This window comes from Streptomyces sp. NPDC002324 (genome assembly GCF_053593335.1).
The window spans coordinates 1-24,689 of sequence record NZ_JBSFCF010000002.1; the positions used below are offsets into that span (position 1 = coordinate 1).

23 protein-coding genes, 1 rRNA gene and 1 riboswitch are annotated in these 24,689 nt (G+C 70.1%); of the genes, 17 read left to right on the forward strand and 7 right to left on the reverse strand.

Annotated elements, in window-relative coordinates; all coding sequences use genetic code 11:
• Nucleotides 1-138: 138 nt before the first annotated feature.
• From rrf to ACWCRJ_RS03015, 11 genes are all read left to right on the forward strand, one after another.
• Nucleotides 139-255: ribosomal RNA gene (rrf, locus tag ACWCRJ_RS02965) — 5S ribosomal RNA — on the forward strand.
• Between the two features lie 109 nt (nucleotides 256-364).
• On the forward strand, nucleotides 365-973 hold the full coding sequence (locus tag ACWCRJ_RS02970; RefSeq protein WP_037704781.1) for a CDP-alcohol phosphatidyltransferase family protein: 609 nt from the start codon (nucleotides 365-367) through the stop codon (nucleotides 971-973).
• A gap of 116 nt (nucleotides 974-1,089) precedes the next feature.
• Nucleotides 1,090-3,585, forward strand: a complete 2,496-nt coding sequence (locus ACWCRJ_RS02975) for a sugar phosphate nucleotidyltransferase (protein WP_450937606.1) — start codon at nucleotides 1,090-1,092, stop codon at nucleotides 3,583-3,585.
• Between the two features lie 98 nt (nucleotides 3,586-3,683).
• Nucleotides 3,684-4,589, forward strand: a complete 906-nt coding sequence (locus tag ACWCRJ_RS02980; protein WP_450937607.1) for a DUF881 domain-containing protein — start codon at nucleotides 3,684-3,686, stop codon at nucleotides 4,587-4,589.
• Nucleotides 4,586-4,918 (forward strand): small basic family protein, encoded by a 333-nt coding sequence (locus tag ACWCRJ_RS02985; protein WP_009343209.1) that lies wholly within the window; start codon nucleotides 4,586-4,588, stop codon nucleotides 4,916-4,918. Before ACWCRJ_RS02980 ends, ACWCRJ_RS02985 begins: the two co-directional genes overlap by 4 nt.
• Nucleotides 4,919-4,923: 5 nt before the next feature.
• Nucleotides 4,924-5,799 carry a DUF881 domain-containing protein gene (locus ACWCRJ_RS02990; protein ID WP_450937608.1) on the forward strand — a complete coding sequence of 292 codons (876 nt, stop codon included), beginning with the start codon at nucleotides 4,924-4,926 and terminating at the stop codon, nucleotides 5,797-5,799.
• 62 nt (nucleotides 5,800-5,861) lie between these two features.
• A complete protein-coding gene (locus tag ACWCRJ_RS02995) occupies nucleotides 5,862-6,833 on the forward strand; it encodes an FHA domain-containing protein (RefSeq protein ID WP_078907371.1) in 972 nt (323 codons plus the stop codon).
• A gap of 41 nt (nucleotides 6,834-6,874) precedes the next feature.
• The gene (gene ftsR / locus ACWCRJ_RS03000) at nucleotides 6,875-7,630 is read left to right on the forward strand and encodes a transcriptional regulator FtsR (protein WP_450937609.1); all 756 of its coding nucleotides are present in this window, start codon (nucleotides 6,875-6,877) and stop codon (nucleotides 7,628-7,630) included.
• Between the two features lie 84 nt (nucleotides 7,631-7,714).
• A complete protein-coding gene (locus ACWCRJ_RS03005) occupies nucleotides 7,715-8,188 on the forward strand; it encodes a bifunctional nuclease family protein (protein ID WP_005475662.1) in 474 nt (157 codons plus the stop codon).
• 324 nt (nucleotides 8,189-8,512) lie between these two features.
• Complete coding sequence (locus ACWCRJ_RS03010) at nucleotides 8,513-9,196, forward strand: MerR family transcriptional regulator (protein ID WP_450937610.1); 684 nt, start codon at nucleotides 8,513-8,515, stop codon at nucleotides 9,194-9,196.
• A gap of 57 nt (nucleotides 9,197-9,253) precedes the next feature.
• Nucleotides 9,254-10,606, forward strand: a complete 1,353-nt coding sequence (locus ACWCRJ_RS03015) for a DNA polymerase IV (protein WP_450937611.1) — start codon at nucleotides 9,254-9,256, stop codon at nucleotides 10,604-10,606.
• Nucleotides 10,607-10,699: 93 nt separating this feature from the next.
• On the opposite strand, the gene ACWCRJ_RS03020 is transcribed toward ACWCRJ_RS03015, so the two are convergent.
• Complete coding sequence (locus tag ACWCRJ_RS03020; RefSeq protein ID WP_450937612.1) at nucleotides 10,700-11,068, reverse strand: PRC-barrel domain-containing protein; 369 nt, start codon at nucleotides 11,066-11,068, stop codon at nucleotides 10,700-10,702.
• Nucleotides 11,069-11,192: 124 nt separating this feature from the next.
• Nucleotides 11,193-11,289: riboswitch (glycine riboswitch) on the forward strand.
• 172 nt (nucleotides 11,290-11,461) lie between these two features.
• On the opposite strand from ACWCRJ_RS03020, the gene gcvP reads away from it, so the two are divergent.
• Entirely contained in the window at nucleotides 11,462-14,347 is a 2,886-nt protein-coding gene (gcvP, locus tag ACWCRJ_RS03025) for an aminomethyl-transferring glycine dehydrogenase (protein WP_450937613.1), read from the forward strand.
• A gap of 115 nt (nucleotides 14,348-14,462) precedes the next feature.
• On the opposite strand, the gene ACWCRJ_RS03030 is transcribed toward gcvP, so the two are convergent.
• Entirely contained in the window at nucleotides 14,463-14,663 is a 201-nt protein-coding gene (locus ACWCRJ_RS03030; protein ID WP_013005137.1) for a DUF5999 family protein, read from the reverse strand.
• Between the two features lie 400 nt (nucleotides 14,664-15,063).
• A complete protein-coding gene (locus ACWCRJ_RS03035) occupies nucleotides 15,064-15,648 on the reverse strand; it encodes a hypothetical protein (RefSeq protein ID WP_450937614.1) in 585 nt (194 codons plus the stop codon).
• A gap of 568 nt (nucleotides 15,649-16,216) precedes the next feature.
• Here ACWCRJ_RS03035 and ACWCRJ_RS03040 point away from each other — a divergent pair.
• Together ACWCRJ_RS03040 and ACWCRJ_RS03045 are read left to right on the forward strand one after the other, a co-directional pair.
• Nucleotides 16,217-17,731, forward strand: a complete 1,515-nt coding sequence (locus ACWCRJ_RS03040; protein ID WP_450937615.1) for a glutamate--cysteine ligase — start codon at nucleotides 16,217-16,219, stop codon at nucleotides 17,729-17,731.
• Nucleotides 17,732-17,821: 90 nt separating this feature from the next.
• Nucleotides 17,822-18,622, forward strand: a complete 801-nt coding sequence (locus ACWCRJ_RS03045; RefSeq protein WP_450937616.1) for a CPBP family intramembrane glutamic endopeptidase — start codon at nucleotides 17,822-17,824, stop codon at nucleotides 18,620-18,622.
• Between the two features lie 85 nt (nucleotides 18,623-18,707).
• Here the strand turns inward: ACWCRJ_RS03045 and ACWCRJ_RS03050 are convergent, their stop codons facing one another.
• The 3 genes from ACWCRJ_RS03050 to ACWCRJ_RS03060 form a co-directional block, all read right to left on the reverse strand.
• Nucleotides 18,708-19,517: a PhzF family phenazine biosynthesis protein gene (locus ACWCRJ_RS03050; RefSeq protein ID WP_450937617.1), complete on the reverse strand. Its 810-nt coding sequence runs from the start codon at nucleotides 19,515-19,517 to the stop codon at nucleotides 18,708-18,710.
• A 136-nt stretch (nucleotides 19,518-19,653) separates the two neighbouring features.
• Complete coding sequence (locus tag ACWCRJ_RS03055) at nucleotides 19,654-20,433, reverse strand: SDR family NAD(P)-dependent oxidoreductase (RefSeq protein ID WP_450937618.1); 780 nt, start codon at nucleotides 20,431-20,433, stop codon at nucleotides 19,654-19,656.
• A 29-nt stretch (nucleotides 20,434-20,462) separates the two neighbouring features.
• The gene (locus tag ACWCRJ_RS03060; RefSeq protein WP_450937619.1) at nucleotides 20,463-21,113 is read right to left on the reverse strand and encodes an HAD family hydrolase; all 651 of its coding nucleotides are present in this window, start codon (nucleotides 21,111-21,113) and stop codon (nucleotides 20,463-20,465) included.
• Between the two features lie 110 nt (nucleotides 21,114-21,223).
• Here ACWCRJ_RS03060 and ACWCRJ_RS03065 point away from each other — a divergent pair, with 110 nt between their 5' ends.
• Nucleotides 21,224-21,862: a PadR family transcriptional regulator gene (locus ACWCRJ_RS03065; RefSeq protein WP_450938135.1), complete on the forward strand. Its 639-nt coding sequence runs from the start codon at nucleotides 21,224-21,226 to the stop codon at nucleotides 21,860-21,862.
• A 182-nt stretch (nucleotides 21,863-22,044) separates the two neighbouring features.
• On the opposite strand, the gene ACWCRJ_RS03070 is transcribed toward ACWCRJ_RS03065, so the two are convergent.
• A complete protein-coding gene (locus ACWCRJ_RS03070; RefSeq protein ID WP_450937620.1) occupies nucleotides 22,045-22,473 on the reverse strand; it encodes a type II toxin-antitoxin system Rv0910 family toxin in 429 nt (142 codons plus the stop codon).
• 314 nt (nucleotides 22,474-22,787) lie between these two features.
• Here ACWCRJ_RS03070 and ACWCRJ_RS03075 point away from each other — a divergent pair, with 314 nt between their 5' ends.
• On the forward strand, nucleotides 22,788-23,348 hold the full coding sequence (locus ACWCRJ_RS03075) for a Clp protease N-terminal domain-containing protein (RefSeq protein WP_450937621.1): 561 nt from the start codon (nucleotides 22,788-22,790) through the stop codon (nucleotides 23,346-23,348).
• A gap of 138 nt (nucleotides 23,349-23,486) precedes the next feature.
• Nucleotides 23,487-24,497: an EamA family transporter gene (locus ACWCRJ_RS03080; protein WP_450937622.1), complete on the forward strand. Its 1,011-nt coding sequence runs from the start codon at nucleotides 23,487-23,489 to the stop codon at nucleotides 24,495-24,497.
• The last annotated feature ends 192 nt before the right edge of the window (nucleotides 24,498-24,689 follow it).

Consider the following 24,689-nt stretch of genomic DNA (forward strand, 5'->3'; position numbering starts at 1 on the left):
GTAACGGGTGGAGTTGACTGGTACTAATAGGCCGAGGGCTTGTCCTCAGTTGCTCGCGTCCACTGTGTTGGTTCTGAAACCACGAACAACCCCATGCCCATGGTCACGGGTGTGGTGCGGTTGAGTGTTTCATAGTGTTTCGGTGGTCATAGCGTGAGGGAAACGCCCGGTTACATTCCGAACCCGGAAGCTAAGCCTTACAGCGCCGATGGTACTGCAGGGGGGACCCTGTGGGAGAGTAGGACGCCGCCGAACTCCTTTTATAGCTCTGGCTCTTGGGCACACCGCCCAGGAGCCAGAGCTTTTTTGCGTTGAGGTAGGGTCAGGGGGCATCGTTGGCTCATTTCCCACAGGAGGCCCCCGGGTGGAGGTACAGGAGACCCGGGTCCAGACGGACCGGGTCCTCACCATCCCGAACATTCTCAGCATGGCGCGGCTCGTTGGTGTGCCCGTCTTCCTGTGGTTGATTCTCTGGCCCGAGTTCGGCGGCCCCAAGGTCGACGGCTGGGCGTTCCTGGTGATCGCTCTCAGCGGCGTCAGTGACTATCTGGACGGCATGCTGGCGCGGCGCTGGAACCAGATCAGCAGCCTGGGCCGGCTCCTCGATCCCGCGGCTGACAGGCTGTACATTCTGTCAACCCTCGTGGGCCTCACCTGGCGCGAGATTCTGCCATTCTGGTTGACCGCTCTACTGCTCTTGCGTGAGCTGGTCCTGCTGGTGATGGTGGGCATCCTCAGACGGCACGGCTATCCGCCGCCGCAGGTGAACTTCCTCGGCAAGGCGGCTACCTTCAACTTGATGTACGCCTTCCCGTTGCTCCTGCTCAGTGACGGAAGTGGATGGATCTCGTCACTCGCTGCTATTTTCGGATGGGCGTTCGCCGGATGGGGTACAACGCTCTATTGGTGGGCAGGGATCCTCTACGTGGTTCAGGTCCGCCGACTCGTCAGTGCGGACGCCATGGCCGATTGAGCCCGCCCGATGGGGCGGCCGTAGGTGGCTCGATGGCCCGCTTTGAAAAAGTGCGGGACACTCCGGACGGGTGAAGTCGGCTAGACCCTCGTCTCTTCAAGGAGGACGCTTCCGACATGAAGGCCGTCGTGATGGCCGGAGGTGAAGGCACACGCCTTCGCCCCATGACCTCGAGCATGCCCAAGCCGCTCCTGCCCGTGGTGAACCGCCCGATCATGGAGCATGTGCTCAGGCTGCTCAAAAGGCATGGGCTCAATGAGACCGTCGTTACAGTCCAGTTCCTGGCGTCACTGGTCAAGAACTACTTCGGTGATGGCGAGGAGCTCGGGATGGAGCTCACCTATGCCAATGAGGAGAAGCCACTCGGTACCGCCGGGAGCGTGAAGAACGCCGAGGAAGCGCTGAAGGACGACGCGTTCCTCGTCATCTCCGGCGATGCCCTCACGGACTTCGACCTCACCGAGCTCATCAATTTCCACAAGGAAAAGGGTGCGCTGGTCACTGTCTGTCTGACGCGGGTGCCGAATCCCCTGGAATTCGGTATCACCATCGTCGACGAGGAAGGCAAGGTCGAGCGGTTCCTGGAGAAGCCGACCTGGGGTCAGGTCTTCTCGGACACCGTGAACACGGGCATCTATGTGATGGAGCCCGAAGTCTTCGACTATGTCGAGGCCGACGTTCCCGTCGACTGGTCCGGCGATGTCTTCCCGCAGCTGATGAAGGAGGGCAAGCCGGTCTACGGCTATGTCGCCGAGGGCTACTGGGAGGACGTCGGCACGCACGAGAGCTACGTCAAGGCTCAGGCCGACGTGCTCGAAGGCAAGGTCGACGTCGAGATCGACGGTTTCGAACTGTCACCCGGAGTGTGGATCGCCGAAGGCGCCGAAGTGCACCCCGACGCCGTACTGCGCGGGCCGCTGTACGTCGGGGACTACGCCAAGGTCGAAGCCGGCGCCGAAATCCGGGAGCACACCGTCGTGGGCTCGAACGTCGTCGTGAAGAGCGGCGCTTTCCTGCACAAGGCCGTGGTCCACGACAACGTCTACATCGGGCAGCACAGCAATCTGCGTGGCTGCGTGGTCGGCAAGAACACCGACATCATGCGCGCCGCACGGATCGAGGACGGCGCGGTGATCGGCGACGAGTGCCTCGTCGGCGAAGAATCGATCATCCAGGGGAATGTGCGGGTCTACCCGTTCAAGACGATCGAGGCCGGCGCTTTCGTCAACACCTCGGTGATCTGGGAGTCCCGGGGGCAGGCGCATCTGTTCGGTGCCCGTGGTGTCTCCGGCATCCTGAATGTGGAGATCACCCCGGAACTGGCCGTGAGGCTCGCCGGAGCGTACGCCACGACGCTCAAGAAGGGCTCCACGGTCACCACGGCCCGGGACCACTCCCGAGGCGCCCGTGCACTGAAGCGGGCGGTCATCTCGGCACTGCAGGCCAGCGCCATCGACGTACGGGACCTGGAGAACGTACCGCTGCCGGTGGCGCGGCAGCAGACCGCGCGGGGCAGTGCCGGCGGGATCATGATTCGCACGACGCCGGGGGTCCCGGACTCCGTCGACATCATGTTCTTCGACGGGCAGGGCGCCGACCTCTCGCAAGGCAGTCAGCGGAAGCTGGACCGGGTGTTCGCGCGGCAGGAGTACCGCCGCGCGTTCCCCGGGGAGATCGGGGACCTGCACTTCCCGGCCAGCGTGTTCGACTCGTACACCGGCTCGCTGCTGCGGAACGTCGACACGACGGGCATCGCCGAGTCGGGGCTCAAGGTCGTCGTGGACGCGTCCAACGGCAGCGCGGGTCTCGTGCTGCCGAGCCTGCTCGGCAAGCTCGGTGTCGACTCGTTGACGATCAACCCCGGTCTGGACGAGTCCAGGCCGACGGAGACCGGTGACATGCGGCGCTCCGGGCTGGTGCGGCTCGGCGAGATCGTGGCGTCATCGCGAGCGGCGTTCGGTGTGCGGTTCGACCCCGTCGGAGAGCGGTTGTCGCTCGTCGACGAGAAGGGGCGGATCGTCGAGGACGACCGGGCCCTGCTGGTCATGCTCGACCTGGTGGCCGCGGAGCGGCGCAGCGGCCGGGTGGCGCTGCCGGTGACCACCACCAGGATCGGTGAGCAGGTCGCGGCGTACCACGGCACGCAGGTCGAGTGGACGACCACCTCGCCGGACGACCTCACGCGGGTCGGCGGGGACGAGACGACGATCTTCGGCGGTGACGGCCGCGGTGGGTTCATCGTGCCGGAGTTCAGCAGTGTCTTCGACGGCACGGCGGCCTTCGTACGGCTCATCGGGCTCGTGGCCCGGACGCAGCTCACGCTCAGCCAGATCGACGCGCGGATTCCGCGGGCGCATGTCCTCAAGCGGGATCTCGCCACCCCGTGGGCCGTCAAGGGCCTGGTGATGCGCCGGGTCGTGGAGGCGGCCGGTGACCGCTTCGTCGACACGACCGACGGGGTGCGGGTCGTGGAGACGGACGGTCGGTGGGTGATGGTGCTGCCGGACCCGGCCGAGGCCGTCACCCATCTGTGGGCCGAGGGAACCGACGACGCCTCCGCGCAGGCTCTCCTGGACGAGTGGTCGGCGGTCGTGGACAGCGCCGGACGCTGAACCGCCCCGCGCGCGTGCGTGCCGGACAAGTGCCCCCAACGGGGCCTGTCCGGCACGCCGGTGGGGCCGTTCGGAGGTAGTGGCCGCGACGTGCGACGATGTGCGGCATGCCGCAGCAGCCCCCCGTTCGGAGCACACCCACGCGCCCGTCGCGTCCGGACGCCTCCATGTCGCTGCTCAACAACGTCATGGATCACAGCCTCGACGACGGATACGCCGAGGCCGCCGCCCGCCGGAAGGCCGCGGGCACCGAGGGCATGCCCAAGACCGTGCGGGCCAAGCTGGGGCTCGCGGTCGGGCTGGTGCTTGCCGCCCTGGTGGTGACGGTGGGCGCGGCGCAGGCGCGGATAAGCGCTCCCGTGGTCGCCAAGGAGCGCGAGGAGCTGATCGACCGCATTCAGCAGGAGACGACGGCCGCGGACGAGTTGGAGGACTCCGTGGACGCACTCCGTGACGACGTGGGCGCGCGGCAGCGCAAGGCGCTGAAGGACGACGGCGGCAGTGACGGGAACGACCTGGTGGGCGTCCTGTCGGGCGCCGTCGAGGTGCACGGCCCCGGGGTGCGGCTCGTCGTCAACGACTCCAAGGGCGCCGCGCAGGGCGGTGACGGTGACCCGCGTGAGACGTCCGGGTTCTCGGACACCGGGCGGGTGCGCGACCGGGACATGCAGCGCGTGGTGAACGGCCTGTGGGCCTCGGGTGCCGAGGCGGTCTCGATCAACGGGCAGCGGCTCACCGCGCTGTCGGCGATCAGGGCCGCCGGCGACGCGATACTGGTCGACAACAAGCCGCTGGCACCGCCCTACACGGTCCTCGCGGTGGGCGACGGGCAGCGGTTGAGCACCAAGTTCCAGAACAGCCCCGACGGGCTGTATCTGCATGCCCTCCAGGAGAACTTCGGCATCAGGACGAGCATCTCCGTGGAGGGTGACGTCAAGGTGCCGGCCGCGCCGAGCGTGATCGTACGAACAGCACAACCGAGCACAGAGAAGGGCACATCGTGATCGCCGTACTGGGCCTCGTCCTCGGAGTCGTGGCCGGACTGTTGGTCCGGCCCGAGGTACCGGCGGTCGTCGAGCCGTACCTCCCCATCGCCGTGGTGGCGGCGCTCGACGCCGTCTTCGGTGGGCTGCGCGCGATGCTGGACGGCATCTTCGACGACAAGGTCTTCGTGGTGTCGTTCCTGTCGAACGTGGTGGTGGCCGCCCTGATCGTCTTCCTCGGCGACAAGCTGGGCGTCGGTGCCCAGCTCTCCACGGGCGTCGTGGTCGTCCTCGGTATCCGCATCTTCTCCAACGCCGCGGCGATCCGCCGGCACGTCTTCCGGGCGTGAGGCCGATGAACGAGCGGGACGAGACGCCGAAGCCCGAGCCGACCCCGGGCCGGGGAGAGGACGACGCGCCGACGACTCGGCTGCGCCGGGAACTGCCCCAGGAGGTGCCCTCCACGGCCGCCCCGCAGGCCGGCGAGGCTCCTCGGGAGGAAGAGAACAAGCAGACGGGGCGGCAGCGTCTGGCGCAGGGGCTGTGGCCGCCGCGCTTCACCCGCGCCCAACTCATCGTGGCGGTCCTGCTGTTCGGCCTCGGCTTCGGACTGGCCATCCAGGTGGCCTCCAACAACGACGACAGCGCGCTGCGCGGAGCACGTCAGGAAGATCTCGTACGCATCCTCGATGAACTGGATGACCGTACGCAGCGTCTGGAGGAGGAGAAGCAGGGTCTGGAGGATCAGCGCACCGAGTTGGAGAACAGCTCGGACCAGGCCGAGGAGGCACGCAAGCAGACGGTCGAGAAGGAGCGGCAACTCGGCATTCTGGCGGGCACGGTGGCGGCGCAGGGACCCGGTATCACACTGACGATCGACGACACGAAGGGGACGGTCGAGGCGGACATGTTGCTCGACGCGATCCAGGAGCTGCGCGCGGCCGGCGCCGAGGCGATCCAGGTGAACGGCGTACGGGTGGTGGCCAGCACTTATCTGACCGATTCCGGTGCGGGAATCAGTGTCGACGGGAACAAGATCACCCAGCCCTTTCGTTTCAAGGTCATCGGCAACCCGAAGGACCTGGAGCCCGCACTGAACATCCCCGGAGGCGTGGTGCAGACACTGGAGAAGGAGCAGGCCACCGTGACCGTGCGGCGGGCGGAGAAGATCGTTGTGGACGCCTTGCGAGCGGCGAAGCGGCCTGACTACGCTCGGTCGTCCTCCCAGTGAACCGCAGGTGCATGGGGCCCGTCCGGCGAGGGCATGAGGTTGCGGGGGGGTCGGCGCACCGATTGGGTGGTGCGTGGTGGAAACTGTCTGGTGGATACGGACGTTGTGAGGTTGTCCGGGTCGGCCGGTGTGTTCAGTCAGGGTTCGTCCTGCCCCACGGGCGGGTCTGTTTCGGTCAAGGGGAATCGCCCGTGAAGTTGTTTGCGAAGTTGTTCGGCAAGAGCGCGCGAGAGGGCAGCGACAACGCGACCTCACGCCATCGCGTGCAGCCTTCGGAAGCGGAGGGGCAGGGTGGCGAGCGCCCCATGTTCCGGGACCAGGTCGCTGGTCCGGGAAGTGACATTTCCGGAGGTCAGGGCGCGCCGTCTGTTGACCCTGCGCAGTCGGGCCGCATAGGTTTCGGGGAACCGTCAACCTCAGGTACGGGTGGAGGGTTCAGCTCAGACCCGTATGCGTCCCATGCCCCGGCGGGGCAGCCGCGGCAGGAGGATCCGTCGATGTCGGCCCTGGTGTGTACGAGGTGCGGTAACCGCAACGCGGAGAACAGCCGCTTCTGCTCGAACTGCGGTGCTCCGCTGCGGGCCGGGGCGACCGCCGAGCGTCCGTCCGAGACGACCTCGACCATCTCCATCTCCGGTCTCGAGGCCTACGACTCCGAGGTCACCGGCCAGACCCAGCTGCCGGCGCTCTCTCCCGAGGCCCAGGCCGCCGTCGACGCGCTTCCGCTCGGCTCGGCGCTCCTGGTCGTTCGCCGTGGGCCGAACGCGGGCAGCCGCTTCCTGCTGGACGGCGATCTCACCACGGCGGGCCGTCACCCGCAGAGCGACATCTTCCTCGACGACGTGACCGTGTCGCGCCGCCACGTGGAGTTCCGCCGAGGCCAGGACGGCTCGTTCACGGTCGCCGACGTGGGCAGCCTCAACGGGACGTACGTCAACCGTGAGCGGATCGACCAGGTCGCCCTGCACAACGGCGACGAGGTGCAGATCGGCAAGTACCGGCTGGTCTTCTACGCGAGCCAGCGGGGCTACTGACCCGCCCCCGGACCGGATCCGGGGTACCCCAGGGAAGGTCCATGCTTCGAACAACGAGCGGTGGTGCCGATCACGGCACCGCCGCCGCGGACAGTGACCTCATGAGCATCGGCACCGTGCTGAACATGCTGCGTGAGGAGTTCCCCGAGGTAACCATCTCCAAGATCCGTTTCCTGGAGTCCGAGGGGCTCATCGAGCCGCAGCGGACACCCTCGGGGTATCGCAAGTTCAGTGCCGAGGACGTCGAGCGGCTCGGACACGTCCTCAGGATGCAGCGGGACCACTATCTGCCGCTCAAGGTGATCCGTGAGTATCTGGAGGCCCTGGAGCGGGGCGAGGACGTCCGTCTGCCGTCCGTGGGGCGTCAGCGTGACGTCGACGACGGCGAGCGCCTGAGCGAGCTCCTCGGCGAGCCCGAGGAGCCGGCGGCCGCCCGGATCGGGCGGGGCGAGTTCATCGCGGGCGCCGGGATCGACGAGGAGCAGCTGGCCGAGTGGGAGTCGTACGGGCTGGTGGCACCGCTGTCGGACGGGTCGTACGACGCCGAGGTTCTCACCATCGCCACGCTTGTGGTCGAACTGGGGCGATTCGGTATCGAGCCTCGGCACCTGAGGGTGATGCGTGCCGCGGCGGACCGTGAGGCGGGACTCGTCGATCAGGTGGTCGCGCCCCTGCGGCGCCACCGTAACCCGCAGACCAGAGCGCATGCGGAGGACCAGGTACGGGAGCTGGCGGGGCTGACGGTGAAGCTGCACGCCGCTCTCGTGCGCAGCGCGCTGGGTGTACGGCTGCGCTGAGGGGCGGTGTTCGCCTGTGGCGGATCGGTCGGCCGATCCGAGCCCGACTACCCAAACATCCCGAGCACGGCCTAGGGTTGCTGTGTGAACGAGCTCGATGTCGTAGGTGTCCGGGTGGAAATGCCCTCCAACCAACCGATCGTGCTCCTGCGCGAAGTGGGAGGCGACCGTTACCTCCCCATCTGGATCGGGCCGGGGGAGGCGACGGCGATCGCTTTCGCCCAACAGGGCATGGCCCCCGCACGACCGCTGACCCACGACCTGTTCAAGGACGTGCTGGAGGCTGTCGGCCAGGAGCTCACGGAAGTGCGCATCACCGACCTGCGTGAGGGCGTCTTCTACGCGGAGCTGGTGTTCGCCAGTGGGGTCGAGGTGAGTGCCCGGCCCTCCGACGCCATAGCGCTGGCGCTGCGTACCGGGACGCCGATCTTCGGCAGTGACGGGGTGCTCGACGACGCGGGTATCGCGATCCCGGACGAGCAGGAGGACGAGGTGGAGAAGTTCCGCGAGTTCCTCGACCAGATCTCGCCCGAGGACTTCGGAACGAACAGCCAGTGAGGCCGGGCAGGCGGTCGTACCGGGCCGACGGGCCTTGACCGCCCCTCGTCGGCGGCCCTGTGCGCGCGGGTGGGGATTCCGCTTCGACGGCCCTGCGGGCGCGGGCCCGGTCCGTGGCGGACGCCGCCCGGGGCGGTACCGGCCCGGGAGCGGTGCGTCGTCGGACGGTCCGATCGGAGCGCATTCGGCTAGCCTTTCCCCGCGGAAGGGCACGGGAAACCACTCTCAGGGTGATTATCACTCGGCGTGGCGAGTGCGATGGTCGTTGACGCACCCCGGGCGGCTGCCTACCGTCGATGAGGCAGGTCAAGGACGGAGGTCGGCGTGAGAAGCAGCGGCGACGGCACGGCTGGGGGTGCCCCCGGACGCAGGCTGGGGGACGGCGGGCCGTACCCTCCCCCAGGCTCTCGGCCGCGCCCGGGCTGGGGGGAGCCCCATCAGGGCAGCGCGGCCGGTCACGTCCCGCAGCGGCCCACGGCCGTGCAGGACAGCGCGGAGGCGGCGCCCGAGCCGCACGAGCAGGTCGGCTACCGCGGTCCCACCGCGTGCGCGGCCGCCGGCATCACCTACCGCCAGCTCGACTACTGGGCTCGCACGGGCCTGGTGGAGCCGAGTGTGCGCTCCGCCCAGGGTTCGGGGACGCAGCGGCTCTACAGCTTCCGGGACGTCGTCGTCCTGAAGATCGTGAAACGGTTCCTCGACACGGGAGTGTCCCTGCAGAACATCCGCACCGCCGTGCAGCACCTGCGGGAGCGGGGCTTCAGTGATCTGGAGCGGATGACGCTCATGAGTGACGGTGCGACGGTCTACGAGTGCACGTCGCCCGACGAGGTCCACGCCCTGCTCCAGGGCGGCCAGGGGGTTTTCGGGATCGCCGTGGGGGTGGTCTGGCGTGATGTCGAAAGCGCTCTCTCGCAGCTGCACGGGGAGCGGGTCGACACGGGGGAGACGCTCGTGGGCCACAATCCGGCGGACGAGCTGGCACGGCGGCGCAACCGGGCGGTCTGAGGGGCGCCCCGGCCTCAGGGTGGGGCGTTGTCAGTGGCGTAGGGCAGCATCGGAGCTGTGAGAACCGCGCCCACGATCCTGCATCTCGACATGGATGCCTTCTACGCCTCGGCGGAGCAGGCGTCGAAGCCGAGTCTGCGGGGGAAAGCCGTTGTCGTCGGCGGGCTGGGGCCGCGCGGGGTGGTCGCGACCTCCTCGTACGAGGCGCGGGTCTTCGGGGTGCATTCGGCGATGCCGATGGCGCAGGCGCGCCGCCTCGCGCCGAACGCCGCGTATCTCACGCCGCGCTTCACCTTCTACCGGGCGATCAGCGATCAGGTCATGGGGTTGTTGCGTGCGTTGTCGCCGCTGGTGGAGCCGCTGAGCCTGGACGAGGCGTTCGTGGATCTGGAGGCCGGGGGCGCGGCCTCGGACGAGGCGTCGGCGCGGCTCGTGGGGGAGCGGTTGCGTGCGGACATACGGGCCATGACCGCGCTGACGGGTTCCGTGGGGCTCGCGGCCTCCAAGATGCTCGCGAAGATCGCCTCCGAGGAGGCCAAGCCGGACGGGCTGGTGCTGATCGAGCCGGGGACCGAGCGGGCGTTGCTGGGACCGATGTCCGTGCGGATCCTGCCGGGGGTGGGCCCGGCGACCGGGGACCATCTGCGGCGGGCCGGGATCACCACGGTCGAGGAGATCGTGGAGGCGGGGGAGGACGAGGTCGTACGACTGCTCGGCAAGGCCCATGGGCACGGGCTGTACGCGATGGCGCTGGCACGGGACGACCGGGCGGTGGTGGCCGAGCGGGACACGAAGTCGGTGTCGGTGGAGGACACCTACGACGTGGACATCCATGACCGGGTACGGGTCCGGATGGAGGTGCAGCTGCTCGCGGACCGGTGTGTGCGCAGGCTGCGGGAGGCCGGACTGTCGGGGCGGACGATCGTGCTGAAGGTGCGACGGTACGACTTCTCGACGCTGACCCGGTCCGAGACGTTGCGGGGACCCACGGACGATCCCGCGGTGGTGCGCGAGGCCGCGGCCCGGCTGCTGGAGGCCGTGGACACGACGGGTGGGGTGCGGCTGCTCGGGGTCGGGGTGAGCGGGCTCGCCGACTACACGCAGGAGGACCTGTTCGCACAGGCGGCGGGAGAGCCGGAGCTCGTCGAGGAGGAGGCCGGAGGCAGCGTGGAGGTGCCCGTGGCGGAGGAGAGCGCGGGCGGGGAGCGGATCTTCAGGGCCGGGCACGATGTGCGGCACGCCGAGTACGGGCACGGCTGGGTGCAGGGGAGCGGGCTCGGGCGGGTCACCGTGCGGTTCGAGACGCCGCTCGATGTGGGGCCGGGGCGGGTGCGGACGTTCAGGACGGACGACGCCGCGCTGGAGCCGGCGGAACCGTTGCCGCTGGTGCCGGGTGGGGTGCTGGGCTGAGGCCACGGTGGCGCCAGGTGGCACCGGGGTGGCGCGAGGGCGCGTCGGCCGTCCGGTGCCTTCGTGCCGGCCGCGGGTGCGGCGGGGATCGGCTCAGGTGTCGTCGCGCTTCGCCACGTCGCCGAAGTCGCGGTCCAGGGGCGGGGGCGGGGCTATGTCCAGGCCGTAGTGGTGGTAGAGCTGGAGTTCCTGTTCCGGGGAGAGGTGGCGGCCCACGCCGAAGTCGGGGGCGTCCTTGATGAGGGCGCGGTCGAAGGGGATGCGTAGGGTGCCCTCGTACAGTTCGCTGGGCTCCAGGGGGACGAAGGCGTCGCGGCCGAAGAGGCCCATGCGTATCGCGGCCCACTCGGGGATGCCGGTGGCGTCGTCCAGGTAGACCTCGTCCACGGTGCCGATCTTGCTGCCCTTGCGGTCGAACGCCTTGCGGCCGATCAGGTGGCGCGGATCGATGTCGGTCTGCACGGGCCCTCCAGGTGGTCGCCAAGGGGTTGCAAATCGTCTCTCACCACTACGAAAAGGCACATCGGGAGTGGCGGCCACTCGAAGACCTGTGCGTTGCCCGCGCTGATACGCTGGCAGCGGCTGCTGACCCCGTGCGGGAGAGTCCTCCGGACACCATCCGGAGGCGCCGAAGGAGCAAATCCTCCCCGGAATCTCTCAGGCTCACGTACCGCACGGACGAGGTCACTCTGGAAAGCAGAGCGGGTGCCACGGCTCCCGCTCTCACCGACGGTGAAAGCCGGTTTGTACCTGGACCGGTGAAGCTCTCAGGTTGAGATGACAGAGGGGGAGGCCGTCGGGGCGCCCGTGCCGTGGTGCCCCTCGAAGGTCGTGTCAGACCAGGAGGCCTCCGTAATGACCGCCCATCGCATTCCGCTTTCCGAGCTCGAACAGGGAATCCCCTTCGAGCGGCGCCACATCGGCCCGGACGCCGAGGCCCGGGCCAAGATGCTCGCGCACGTCGGGTACGGCTCGCTGGACGAGCTGACGGCGGCCGCGGTCCCGGATGTGATCAAGAACGCCGAGGCGCTGGACCTCCCCGGGGCGCGTACCGAGGCCGAGGTGCTCGCCGAGCTGCGTTCCCTCGCGGACCGCAACCAGGTGCTGGGCTCGATGATCGGGCTCGGGTACTACGGGACCTTCACACCGCCCGTCATCCTCCGCAACGTCATGGAGAACCCGGCCTGGTACACGGCCTACACCCCGTACCAGCCCGAGATCTCCCAGGGGCGGCTGGAGGCCCTGCTGAACTTCCAGACCGTGGTCGCCGAGCTGACGGGGCTGCCCACCTCCGGGGCCTCGCTGCTCGACGAGGGCACCGCCGCCGCCGAGGCCATGGCGTTGTCGCGGCGCATGGGCAAGAACAAGAAGGGCCTCTTCCTCGTCGACGCGGACGCGCTGCCGCAGACGATCGCCGTGATCCGGACCCGCGCCGAGCCGGCCGGTGTCGAGGTCGTCGTCGCCGATCTGAGCGAGGGAATCCCGGCCGACATCGCCTCGCGCGACATCAACGGGGTGCTCCTGCAGTACCCGGGCGCCTCCGGTGTCGTACGGGATCTGAAGCCGGTCGTCGAACAGGCCCACGCACTCGGCGCGCTCGTCACCGTCGCCGCCGATCTGCTGGCGCTGACCCTGCTGACCCCGCCCGGTGAGCTGGGCGCCGACATCGCCGTCGGGACCACACAGCGGTTCGGTGTGCCGATGGGCTTCGGCGGGCCGCACGCGGGCTACATGGCCGTACAGGAGAAGTTCGCGCGCAGCCTGCCCGGACGGCTCGTCGGGGTGTCCGTGGACGCCGACGGGCACAAGGCGTACCGGCTGGCCCTGCAGACGCGGGAGCAGCACATCCGGCGGGAGAAGGCGACCAGCAACATCTGTACGGCGCAGGTGCTGCTCGCCGTGATGGCCGGCATGTACGCCGTCTACCACGGTCCGGAGGGGCTGCGGACCATCGCCCGGCGTACCCACCGGTACGCCACCGTGCTCGCCGCGGGGCTCACGGCCGGTGGGATCGAGGTCGTGCACGGGTCGTACTTCGACACGCTGACCGTGCGGGTGCCGGGTCGGGCCGCTGAGGTCGTGGCCGCCGCGCGGGAACATGGCGTGAACCTGCACCTCGTGGACGCCGGTCTGGTGTCGGTCTCCTGCGACGAGACCACCACGCGGGCCCAGCTGGGCGCCGTATGGACCGCGTTCGGCGTGGAGGGCGACGTGGAGGTCCTGGACGCCGCCGCGGCGGACACGCTGCCCGAGGAGCTGCTGCGGTCGGACGACTACCTGACGCACCCGGTGTTCCACGACCACCGCTCCGAGACCGCGATGCTGCGCTACCTGCGCCGGCTCGCGGACCGGGACTACGCTCTGGACCGGGGCATGATCCCGCTCGGCTCCTGCACGATGAAGCTCAACGCCACCACCGAGATGGAGCCGGTGACGTGGCCCGAGTTCGGGCAGCTGCACCCGTTCGCGCCCGCCGGGCAGGCGCAGGGGTATCTCACGCTCATCCGTGAGCTGGAGGAGCGGCTGGCGGAGGCCACCGGGTACGACAAGGTGTCCCTGCAGCCGAACGCGGGCTCGCAGGGGGAGCTGGCCGGGCTGCTGGCCGTGCGCGGGTATCACCGGGCGGCAGGTGACGAGCAGCGGACGGTGTGCCTCATCCCGTCCTCCGCGCACGGCACCAACGCGGCGAGTGCCGTCATGGCCGGCATGAAGGTCGTCGTCGTGAAGACCGCCGACGACGGCGAGATCGACGTCGAGGACCTGCGGGCGAAGATCGAGCAGTACCGCGACGAACTGTCCGTGCTGATGATCACGTACCCGTCGACGCACGGCGTGTTCGAGGAGCACGTGGCCGACATCTGCGCGCAGGTGCACGACGCGGGCGGCCAGGTGTACGTCGACGGCGCCAACCTCAACGCGCTGGTGGGGCTGGCCAAGCCGGGCCACTTCGGCGGTGACGTCTCGCACCTGAACCTGCACAAGACGTTCTGCATCCCGCACGGCGGCGGTGGGCCGGGCGTCGGTCCGGTGGCGGTGCGCGAGCACCTGGCGCCGTATCTGCCGAACCACCCGCTGCAGCCCGCGGCCGGTCCGGAGACGGGCGTCGGCCCGATCTCGGCGGCGCCGTGGGGCTCGGCGGGCATCCTGCCGATCTCATGGGCGTACGTCCGGCTCATGGGCGGTGAGGGGCTGAAGCGGGCCACGCAGGTGGCGGTGCTCAGCGCCAACTACATCGCCAAGCGGCTGGAGCCGCACTACCCGGTGCTCTACACCGGCCCGGGCGGGCTCGTGGCGCACGAGTGCATCATCGACCTGCGGCCGCTGGCCAAGTCGACCGGGGTGAGCGTCGACGACATCGCCAAGCGACTGATCGACTACGGCTTCCACGCGCCGACGATGTCGTTCCCGGTGGCCGGGACGCTGATGATCGAGCCGACGGAGTCGGAGGACCTTGGCGAGCTGGACCGGTTCTGCGAGGCGATGATCGCGATCCGCGCGGAGATCGAGAAGGTCGGCTCGGGCGAGTGGCCCGCGGACGACAACCCGCTGCGGAACGCACCGCACACCGCGGGCGCGCTCGGCGGCGAGTGGAAGCACGCCTATACGCGCGAGGAGGCGGTCTTCCCGGCCGGGGTCTCGCGCGCGGACAAGTACTGGCCGCCGGTGCGCCGGATCGACCAGGCGTTCGGTGACCGGAACCTGGTCTGCTCCTGCCCGCCGCTGGACGCCTACGAAGAGTAGTCGGACGCGGATACGCGTCGGGGCCGGTTCGGAGAGTGCTTCTCCGGCCGGCCCCTCTTCTGTCCGGGCGGGCGCCCTGTGCGGGGCGCTCGCCCTGCGCGCACGTGAGTGCGGCTCAGGCGGCGGTCACCACGGTGCCCATCGGGCGGTGCGGCGCGATGATCTGGCCGTCCGGCAGGAGCTCACCGGTGTCCTCGAAGAGCAGAACGCCGTTGCACAGCAGGCTCCATCCCTGCTCCGGGTGGTGCGCCACGAGTCGGGCGCCTTCCCGGTCGGCGGATTCGGCAGTCGGGCACAGTGGCTGGTGCTGGCACATGGTTGTTGGGATCTTTCGGTTGGTCGTGTGGTCTGAGATGGCTGTTTTGTCTGTCCCGCGGCGTGAAGCCCCGTTCATGGCCGCCCCCCGTTGTGATAAATCGGTCCGGTCCCAGTGTTGCCCCACGGGCGTCGATCCGCAGGCATTTCGCAGCACGACTTCTTCACAGGTTGATGACGCATCGCCCGCCCGGATGGTTCATCCCTCTCGCACTGTCCTTTCGGGTGGTACGCCATGGTCGGATGGGGCTAGTCCGGCTGCGGGGAAGAGCTGGGAATAGCTCGTACGAGCGTTTTGACGCCCGAAGGAGCGGTAATTCCGCGTAGTCGGAAACAAGCGCCCCGTCACCGGATATCGGCGTCGGGGCGCGAGGGGTGCGAAAGGCGAGGCGATCCGGATTTCAGGCGGGTGATCCCAGCAGGGGGGCGGGTGCCAACCGGGTGGTCAGTACCGGGAGGAGGTCGGTGACCCGGTGGGGCCGGTGGGCGGCGATACCGGGCGGTGCGGGCGCCAGCGGGACCAGCAGGTCGGCCGGGGCCGGGTCGCCGGTGGCGCCGTCTGCGGTGGGATCGGCGTGCAGCCAGAGCGTGAGCATGTACAGCTCGGGCACCGACAGCAGGCGTGGCTGGTAGGGCTGCTGCATGACGTCGGCCTGGCGCAGGGCGCGCTCGGTCGAGGTGATGTACGGGCCTTCGAAGAAGTGCGAGAACGCCCAGCCGTCCGGGGTCAGTCGGGTCTCGGCGGCGGCCACGGCGCGGTCGCCGCAGCGGATCAGGAACCGCCATCCGGTGAGCCGGGCGATGCCCGTGCCCTGCGGGGTGATCCGGTCGAGTACGTGGACGGGCAGCGGGAGTTCGGGCGTGGCGGGCCCCTGGGCGTTCTTCAGGGCGGGAGTTCGCGCCTCGTGGACGGCGGTGGGAGAACCGAGTGCGGTGAGGACGGTGCGCAGGGCGGGCGCGGGAGCCGGGGGGACATGCAGCGGCATGGTGGGTCGCCTCTCCATTCGACAGGCACGGTGGCGCGAGGGCGGGGGCGGACGGCGCTGTCAGCTCTCGGGGATCGGGGAGACGGGTGCCCGGGTCCGGGTGCGTGGGTGGGGTCCGCCGCGTGTGGCCTGACGGCAGGACCGAGGACCGCGAGTGCCGACTCTCAGCCTCGTTTGCGAAGTTTATACGACACGTGTTCACACAAGGTTTCGTCTAGCCGCTCCGGATATGAAGAGCAAGGCGGTATCAGGACGCCGGAACATGGGTGTCACCCCTATTTCCGGGGGGAGTGTGGCGGTGACCTCGGATTACCGTCGCGTAACGGACGGCCGGTTGTCGTCGGCGCTTTTTACGAAAGGGCGCCGCAGAAAGCGCGTACTCTTTCTTGCCCGCTGAATGTGCCAGAAGCATGCCGACGAAATAGGGTCGGAGGTGACCGCGCTCAGCCTAGCGTGTGCAGGTCCCGCTCGGGACGTTACCGCTGGCTCTGCCTGGGCATCATGAACCGTGGACCCGGGACACCAGTGGCCGAGGCGTCGGCCTGCCCATCCGAGGAGGGACACTTCGATGGGGGAGAAGGTCGTGGCGGGGCCGTTTGGCCTCTCCGATCGCCAGCAGTACCGCGACAAGCTCCGGCAGTGTCTGACGGGGCTGGCGCGACTGTTGGAGGAGAAGCGGTTCGACCGCCCCAGGAACCTCATGGGTGTGGAGATCGAGCTGAACCTCGTCGACGGCGACGGTCAGCCGAGAATGATGAATGCGCAAGTACTCGAACGGATTGCGAGTCGAGATTTCCAAACAGAACTCGCCATGTTCAATCTGGAAGTCAACATAGCTCCACATCGGCTGGACGGCAGGGTATTCGACCAGCTTTCCGAGGAGCTGCGCACGTCCCTCGCCTACGCCGACCGCAAAGCGATCGAGGTGGGTGCGGGGATCGTGATGATCGGTATTCTGCCCACGCTGGGCCGTGACGACCTGGTCTCCTCGAACCTCTCCGCGGGCGACCGCTACACCCTGCTGAACGACCAGATCGTCGCCGCCCGAGGTGAGGACTTCACCCTGGACATCGACGGGGTGGAGCGGCTCGTCTGCACCTCGAAGTCCATCGCGCCGGAAGCCGCCTGCACCTCCGTGCAACTGCATCTGCAGGTGACCCCGGGACGGTTCGCCGATGTGTGGAACGCCGCCCAGGCGGTCGCCGCCGCGCAGGTCGCCATCGGGGCCAACTCGCCGTTCCTGTTCGGGCACGAGCTGTGGCGGGAGTCGCGGCCGCCCCTGTTCCAGCAGTCCACCGACACCCGCCCGCCCGAACTCCAGGCCCAGGGCGTACGGCCGCGCACCTGGTTCGGGGAGCGGTGGATCTCCTCGGCGTACGAACTCTTCGAGGAGAACCTGCGCTTCTTCCCGGCCCTGCTGCCCATCTGCGACGACGAGGATCCGATCGGCGTCCTCGACGCGGGCGGCATCCCCTCACTCGCCGAACTCACCCTGCACAACGGCACGATCTACCGCTGGAACCGTCCCGTCTACGGCATCGCCGACGGGGTTCCGCACCTGCGGGTCGAGAACCGCGTGCTGCCCGCCGGGCCGACCATCACGGACGTGATCGCCAACGCGGCCTTCTACTACGGCGTCGTCCGCGCGCTCGCCGAGGAGTCACGGCCCGTGTGGACCCGGCTGCCGTTCGAGGCGGCCGCCGCCAACTTCGACGAGGCGTGCCGGCACGGCATCGACGCACGGTTGCAGTGGCCGCGTGGGCGCTACGGCGGCGTGGGGCCGGTGGACGCCGTGAACCTCGTACGGGACGAGTTGTTGCCGCTCGCCGAGGTGGGACTGGACTCGTGGGGGGTCGAGCCGGTCGACCGGGACTTCTATCTCGGTGTGATCGAGGAGCGCTGCCGACGGCGGGTCAACGGGGCGTCCTGGCAGGTGGAAACGTTCCACCGGGCGCTGGCCAAGGGGCTCGGACGGGATGCGGCGCTGGCCGCCACCACGCGGCGGTACGGCGAGCTCATGCACTCCGGGGAGCCCGTGCACAGCTGGCCGGTCGGGCTGCCGGAGCCGGTGCCGCTGGGCTGAGGAGCCGCCTTCGAGGGCAGCCGCCGGAAAGTCCCGGACCGCCGCGGGTGATGATGGACCCTCGGCGGGGCCGGACAACTGGAGGCGTGGGTGCAGGGGCAGGCGGAGGCGGCGGAGGGCGCGGTGCCGTGGGAGCGGCCGGGCCGGCGGATCCTGCGGGACGAGACACTGCTCGTGCTCGGGGTCTCGCTCGGCGCGAGCGGAGTGTCCGCGCTGATCAGCTTCATCGGATCGGTCACCAGGCCGGGCGGGCTGAAGGACCAGGCGGCCACCATGAACGCCTCGGCCGCCCCGGGCCGGCCCTGGCTCGACCTCGCGTGGCAGCTCTTCGGCATCACCACCGCCCTGGTGCCCGTCGCCCTGGTCGCGCACTTCCTGTTGCGCGAGGGCGCGGGACTGCGCACCCTCGGGTTCGACCGTACGAAGCCGTGGCCCGACCTCGGCCGGGGCGCGGCGATCGCCGCCGTGATCGGCAGTACGGGCATCGCCTTCTATCTGGCGGCCCGCGGCCTCGGGTTCAACCTCACGGTGGTGCCGGAGGCGCTGCCCGAGGTGTGGTGGAAGTACCCCGTGCTGATCCTCTCCGCGATCCAGAACGCCGTCCTCGAAGAGGTCATCGTGGTCGGGTATCTGCTGCGCCGGCTCCAGCAGCTGGGCTGGTCACCGGGGAGCGCGCTCGCCGCCAGCTCGGTGCTGCGTGGGTCGTACCACCTCTATCAGGGCATCGGCGGGTTCGTCGGCAACATGGTGATGGGCGTGGTCTTCGTCTACCTGTACCGGCGTTGGGGGCGCGTGGGGCCGCTCGTGGTGGCCCACTCGCTGCTCGACATCGGGGCGTTCGTGGGGTACGCGCTGCTGGCGGGGAAGGTGGGCTGGCTGCCGACCGCGTGAAGGGTGGCCGTGGGGTCGGGCCGTCGGAGGCGGGGCGTGCGGTCGGCGGACCGGGGGAGGGGCGTGCGTCGGGCCGGCGGGGCTGTCAGGCGAGGAGTTCGCCGTCGACGACCGTGACCGCGCGGCCGGAGAGCAGGGTGCGGTCGCCGCGGAGTTCGGTGCGGACCCGGCCGGAGCGGGGGGAGGCCTGCAGGCCGGTGAGGTCCGGGCTGCCCAGGCGTGCGGACCAGAAGGGGGCGAGCGCGGTGTGGGCGCTGCCGGTGACCGAGTCCTCGTCGATGCCGAGGTTGGGGAAGAAGCAGCGCGAGACGTAGTCGTGGCCGGCTGCGGGGTCCGCGGCAGGGGCCGTCGCGATGATGCCGCGCTCGGAGTAGCGGCCGAGGGACCGGAGGTCGGGGGCGAGACCCAGGACCGTCTTCTCGTCGGCCAGCTCCACCAGGAGGTCGCCCACGTTCGGGCCGGTGTCGACGGCGCTCAGCGGTTCGGCGCCCAGCGCCTCGGCGACTCCGTCCGGGACGGCCACCGGGGTGAGGGGCGCGGTCGGGAAGTCGAGGGTGAGCGAGCCGTCCGGGTGGGGCGTGGCGGTGAGAACCCCGCTGCGCGTGGCGAACCGTACCGAGCCCTGATGGGTGTTCGTACTGCTCAGGACGTGTGCCGTGGCCAGGGTGGCGTGGCCGCACATCGCCACCTCGGCGACCGGCGTGAACCAGCGCAGCGCCCAGTCGGCCTCGCCGCCCGCCGGGAGGGGATGGGCGAACGCGGTCTCGGCGTGGTTGACCTCTCTGGCCACGTATCGCAGCCAGATGTCGTCCGGGAAGGCGTCGAGGAGGAGGACTCCCGCGGGGTTGCCGGAGAAGGGGCGGTCGGTGAAGGCGTCCACGATACGAATGCGCATGGGGAGGACGCTAGGGGGTCGGTGGAGCTGCGGGCCAAGGCCAATTCCGGGGTGGTGGACTCGTTTCGAGGGCGGTTCGGGCGCCGTTCCGGGGGCAGGGGCGTTTGATGCGGCCCGCAGGTGGTGGCGCGGCGCGCTAGTGGACCGAGAAACCGCCGTCGACGAAGACCGACTGGCCGGTGATGTAGCCGGCGGAGCGGCCGGCCAGGAAGACGGCGGCACCGGCGAAGTCGTCGGCCAGGCCGTTGCGCCCGGCCAGGGTGCGTGCGGCGAGGGCCGCCACCTGCTCCGGGTCGGACGACAGCCGGGTGTTGAGCGGGGTCGGGACGAATCCGGGGACCAGGGTGTTGCAGGTGACGCCGTGGGGTGACCACTCCTCGGCCTGCGAGCGGGCCAGCGACTCCAGCGCGCCCTTGGAGACGCCGTAGGCGCCGCTTCGCACGAACGCCCGGTGTGCCTGCTGGGAGGTGATGTGGAGGATGCGGCCGTAGCCCCGCGCGGCCATGCCGGGTCCGAAGCGCTGGCCCAGCAGGAAGGGCGCGTCCAGGTTCAGGGCCATGGTGGTGTCCCACACATCCTCGCCCAGTTCGCTCAGTGGCGGCCGTAGGTTGACGCCGGCGCTGTTGACGAGGATGTCGGGCTCCCCGAACGCCTCGACCGCCCGCTCGGCCGCCGCGCGCACACCGGCCCGCGTGCTCAGGTCGCCGCTCACCCAGGCCGCCCGGCAGCCGTTCGCCGTCAGCTCGCCGGCCGTGGCCCGCAGCTCGGCCTCCTTGCGCGCGACGATCACCACGCTCGCGCCGGCCCGGGCGAGAGCCGTACCGATGGCCTTGCCGATGCCGGAACTGCCGCCCGTCACCACGGCGACCCGGCCGTCCAGCGAGAACAGCGCGGAGAGATAGCTGTCGGAGATCATTTCCGCACCCTAGAGGACCGGACGGCGGATCAGTCCATGGTGCTCAAGACGTGGTGGAACGCGGAGACGATGTCGGCCGCGATGTGGGTGGGCCGGTAGGCGCCCTCGTTCCAGGCTCGGCCGTGCGCCACCCAGACGCTGCGCAGGCCGAGGGCGTCGGCGCCCGCGATGTCGGCGTGGGGCGCGTCGCCGATCACCCAGGCGCCGGACAGCGGAAGCCCTGCGGTGGCGGCAGCGGCGTGGAAGATCTCCGGCTCGGGCTTCTTACGGCCGATGGCTTCGGAGACGACCCAGCCCTGCACGAGACGGTCGAGCCCGGTGCGGCGGATCTTCGTCTCCTGTTGAGCGGTCCGGCCGTTGGTGACGATCACGCAGGTCCAGCCGCCGGCCCGCGCTCGGTCGAGCGCCTCGCGGGTGGTGGGCGCCAGGACCACGCGGTCGGCGGCGCCGGTGTCGAGCAGGGTGCTGACGGCGTCGGGCGATACCGCGCCCGCGTAGCGGTCGGTGAGGGCGGAGGCCACCTCCGGGCGAGGGGTGTAGCCGCCGGCGTCGACGGCCGCCACCCAGGGCAGGTCGGTGTCGGGCAGGCCGTGGGCGGTGAGGAAGGCGGCCGCGGCGGCGCGGAAGGCCGCGTCGCGGTCGATCAGGGTGTTGTCCAGGTCGAGCAGCAACAAAGGCATGCGCGGCAGTAGATCACGGAGCCCTTGTCGAAACGAGGGTTGTCAGGCGACAGGTCCCGATATATCGTTGAGGCATCGCGACAGATCAACGATGGAATGGAGTGATCGTGATGCGTTCCCGTGGACAGGACTTCGGATTCGAGCGTGGACATGGAGGCCGTGGTGGGGAGCACCCTCGCGGCCGAGGTGACGCCGAGGCGCTGCGCGCCGCCTTCGGGCCCTTCGGGCCGGGCCATGGTGGCCCCGGACCGTTCGGACCGTTCGGCGCAGGCCCCTGGGGTGGGCGCGGCCGGGGCGGACCCCGGGGGAGGGCGCGGCGGGGCGACGTACGCGCGTCGATCCTGGCCCTTCTCAAGGACAGGCCCATGCACGGCTACGAGATGATCCAGGAGATCGCCGAGCGCAGTGGCGGGGCGTGGAAGCCCAGCCCCGGTTCGGTGTACCCCACCCTCCAGCTGTTGGAGGACGAGGGGCTGATCGCCAGTGCGACCGAGGGCGGCAAGAAGCTGTTCTCGCTCACCGAGGCCGGTCGCACCGCGGCCGACGAGGGGCCCGAGGCCCCTTGGGAAGAGGCCTCGCGCGGGGTCGACTGGGAGGCGCTGAGCGAGATCCGGCAGGCCGGCTTCGGTCTGATGGAGGCGTTCGGCCAGGTCTGGAAGACCGGCGACAAGGACCAGCGCGACAAGGCGCTGACGGTGATCAACGAAGCCCGCAAGAAGCTGTATCTGATCCTCGCCGACGAGGACTGACGGCAGTGTGCGGGTGACCGGTGCGGGAGCGCCCCGTGGAGAGAGATCTTCGCGGGGCGCTCTCGTGTGCTTGGGGTCGGTGGATGCGTGGATGCGTGGATGCGTGGTGGGTGGGGTGGTGTGGGTGTGGGCCCCGTAGGGGGTGTGAGTGGGGGCGCGGGTGGTGAGGGGCGGGCGCGAGGTCAGGTCACGAGGGCGCCCAGCTTGCGCAGGGACTCGTCGAGCGCGGCCGTGGCGGAGTCCCTGAGCTTGCCCGCCATCAGGGAGACGGCGGCGCCGGTGAACGCGCCGTCGATGCGGACCGTGGTGGCGTCCCCGTCGGGGGTGAGGGTGTAGCGGGTGGCGAGGTCCACGGCCATGGGGCCCTTGCCGCGGATGGCCAGGGTGCGGGCGGGTTCCAGTTCGGCGATGGTCCACTCGACCTCCGCCGGGAAGCCCATGAGCTTCAGGTTCTCCTGGAAGGTGCCGCCCACCGTGAGGGTCTGCGGGCCGCCCTTGGGGAAGCCGGTGTGGGTGGTGTTCCACTCGCCGTACGCGGACCAGTCGACGAGCCGGGCCCAGACCTGCTCGGCGGGCGCCTCGATGCGTGCCTCCGCGCTGACATCGGCCATGCGACAACCCCTTCGTCTCGGACGGTGGTGTCGCGGAACGTAGCCTCGGGGCCCGGAACATTCAATACTGATGAACCGTCAGGAATCGGAGTGCCGCCGGCCGGCGCCCGCATCCATGCGGTGAGGGACGGGTGCCGGTGCCACGCGGTTGCGTACCGGGCGCGGGGCAAGGCCGCGCGCGCCCCTGAGGTGGCGCGGGCGGATCTCATCCGTAGGGAGGAGAAGTGGCTCCTCCCTACGCAACCTGTGCCGGAGGGGAAGATGCTTCCTTTCGAGGATGCCCTGGAGGCGCCGGGACTGATGGGGTGGGAGGCGTGCTACCCCGTATTCCCCGGCAGTCGGCCGCCGACCATGGTCCGGAACACCTGGAGATCGAGGGCGGGCTCACGGATGAGCTGGCCTCGGTGGTCGCCGGTGCGCGCAGACGGGCCCTCCGCGACGACGACCGGCAGATCGACACCGCTCATCTGCTGCACTCCCTCGTGGAGTCCGACCCCGAGGTCCGCGCCGTCTTCGACGGTCCGCAGGTCGCCCGGCTGCTCGGCTATCTGGTGCAGCGCAGCATCGGGTACGGGCTGCGCTGGCAGATCGGTGTCGAGGACACCGGTGTCGTCCCGGGTGTGCCGGGCCGGCCCGGGTGGTCACCCGTGGCGGCCCGGGCGATGACGCAGGCGTACGACCGTGCCGTGCTGCGGGGCGCGGGGGCGGCCCGCGGCATCGATCTGCTCGCGGTGCTCGTCGCGGCGACCGGTTCGCGGGCCGTAGAGGTGCTCGGCAAGGTCGGTGTCGACGGGGGCGTGGTGGCGCGGCGGATCGCCGAAGTGGGCGAGGGCTGTGTCGAGGGGCGGGTGGTGAGCGGGGACGGGGGTTGTTGAGGCGTGGCGCCCCGTGGAGGTGGGCGCGGCCGTGGAGGTGGGCGCGGTGGGCCCGGCCGTGGAGTTGGGCCCGGCCGTCGTCCAGCCGGTGAGACAGGTGTCATGGGGAATGACGCTCCTGTCGCCGGCTGACATCATGTGCCGGTGCATACGTCTCAGCAGAGTCAGGGGCAACGCGGGCGCGGGGTCGGGCTGGTGCTCGCGCTGGGGTCCGCGCTCGCCTTCGGTGGATCGGGCACGGCGGCCAAGCCGCTCATCGAGGCGGGGCTCGACCCGCTGTACGTGGTGTGGCTGCGGGTCGTCGGCGCCGCGCTGGTGATGCTTCCGTGGGCGGTGCGCCATCGGGATCTGGTGCGTCGGCGGCCCGCGCTGCTCGTCGGTTTCGGGCTGTTCGCCGTGGCCGGTGTGCAGGCCTTCTACTTCGCCTCGATCTCCCGTATCCCCGTCGGCGTCGCGCTCCTCGTGGAGTACCTCGGGCCGGCCATCGTCCTCGGGTGGGTGCGGTTCGTGCAGCGCCGGCCCGTGACGCGGGCCGCCGCGGTCGGTGTCGTCCTCGCGGTCGGCGGCCTCGCCTGTGTCGTCGAGATCTGGTCGGGGCTGAGCTTCGACCCGCTGGGCCTGCTGCTCGCGCTCGGGGCCGCCTGCTGTCAGGCCGGGTACTTCGTGTTGTCCGACCAGGGCGGCGACGCGGGGGCGAAAGCGCCGGATCCGCTCGGGGTGATTGCCTACGGGCTGCTGGTGGGCGCGGCCGTGCTCACGGTGGTGGCACGGCCGTGGGGGATGAAGTGGGCGGTGCTCGGCGGCGACGCGTGGATGGACGGCACGGCCGTACCGGCGTGGCTGCTGCTCGGGTGGGTGGTGCTGATCGCCACGGTGGTCGCCTATGTGACCGGGGTGGTGGCCGTGCGACGGCTGTCGCCGCAGGTGGCCGGGGTGCTGGGGTGCCTGGAGGCGGTGGTGGCGACCGTGCTCGCGTGGGTGCTGCTGGGTGAGCATCTGTGGGCGCCGCAGATCGTGGGCGGGGTCGTGGTGCTGGCCGGGGCGTTCGTCGCGCAGCGGTCTGCGGTGGGGGAGGGTTCGCCGGGGCGGTCGGTGGCGTCCGGTGAGGCGGGGGTTGAGGCTGAGCTGCCGGTGGGGGGTGGGCGGTGATGTGGTGGGTCGGGGGCTTGGGCCGGCTGTCGGGTGCGGGTTGTGAGGGGCTGGTCGCGTAGTTCCTCGTGCCCCTGAGGGTGTTGGTGGGGGCCGGTGGGGAGGGGGAGCCCGTGCTTCGGGTGGGGGAGGGGGCGTCCGCGGGTAGTGAGGGCTGGTCGCGCAGTTCCCCGCGCGCCCCTGGAGGGGCGC

What these genes read in the sequence shown, in the direction of transcription:
- ACWCRJ_RS03040 (WP_450937615.1), top strand. Translation starts at nt 16,217, where the DNA reads ATGGGGGAGAAGGTCGTGGCGGGGCCGTTTGGCCTCTCCGATCGCCAG.
- gcvP (WP_450937613.1), top strand. Translation starts at nt 11,462, where the DNA reads ATGACCGCCCATCGCATTCCGCTTTCCGAGCTCGAACAGGGAATCCCC.
- ACWCRJ_RS03055 (WP_450937618.1), bottom strand. Translation starts at nt 20,433, where the DNA reads ATGATCTCCGACAGCTATCTCTCCGCGCTGTTCTCGCTGGACGGCCGG.
- ACWCRJ_RS03065 (WP_450938135.1), top strand. Translation starts at nt 21,224, where the DNA reads ATGCGTTCCCGTGGACAGGACTTCGGATTCGAGCGTGGACATGGAGGC.
- ftsR (WP_450937609.1), top strand. Translation starts at nt 6,875, where the DNA reads ATGCTTCGAACAACGAGCGGTGGTGCCGATCACGGCACCGCCGCCGCG.
- ACWCRJ_RS03060 (WP_450937619.1), bottom strand. Translation starts at nt 21,113, where the DNA reads ATGCCTTTGTTGCTGCTCGACCTGGACAACACCCTGATCGACCGCGAC.
- ACWCRJ_RS03050 (WP_450937617.1), bottom strand. Translation starts at nt 19,517, where the DNA reads ATGCGCATTCGTATCGTGGACGCCTTCACCGACCGCCCCTTCTCCGGC.
- ACWCRJ_RS03035 (WP_450937614.1), bottom strand. Translation starts at nt 15,648, where the DNA reads ATGCCGCTGCATGTCCCCCCGGCTCCCGCGCCCGCCCTGCGCACCGTC.
- ACWCRJ_RS02975 (WP_450937606.1), top strand. Translation starts at nt 1,090, where the DNA reads ATGAAGGCCGTCGTGATGGCCGGAGGTGAAGGCACACGCCTTCGCCCC.
- ACWCRJ_RS02980 (WP_450937607.1), top strand. Translation starts at nt 3,684, where the DNA reads ATGTGCGGCATGCCGCAGCAGCCCCCCGTTCGGAGCACACCCACGCGC.
- ACWCRJ_RS03070 (WP_450937620.1), bottom strand. Translation starts at nt 22,473, where the DNA reads ATGGCCGATGTCAGCGCGGAGGCACGCATCGAGGCGCCCGCCGAGCAG.
- ACWCRJ_RS03030 (WP_013005137.1), bottom strand. Translation starts at nt 14,663, where the DNA reads ATGTGCCAGCACCAGCCACTGTGCCCGACTGCCGAATCCGCCGACCGG.
- ACWCRJ_RS02990 (WP_450937608.1), top strand. Translation starts at nt 4,924, where the DNA reads ATGAACGAGCGGGACGAGACGCCGAAGCCCGAGCCGACCCCGGGCCGG.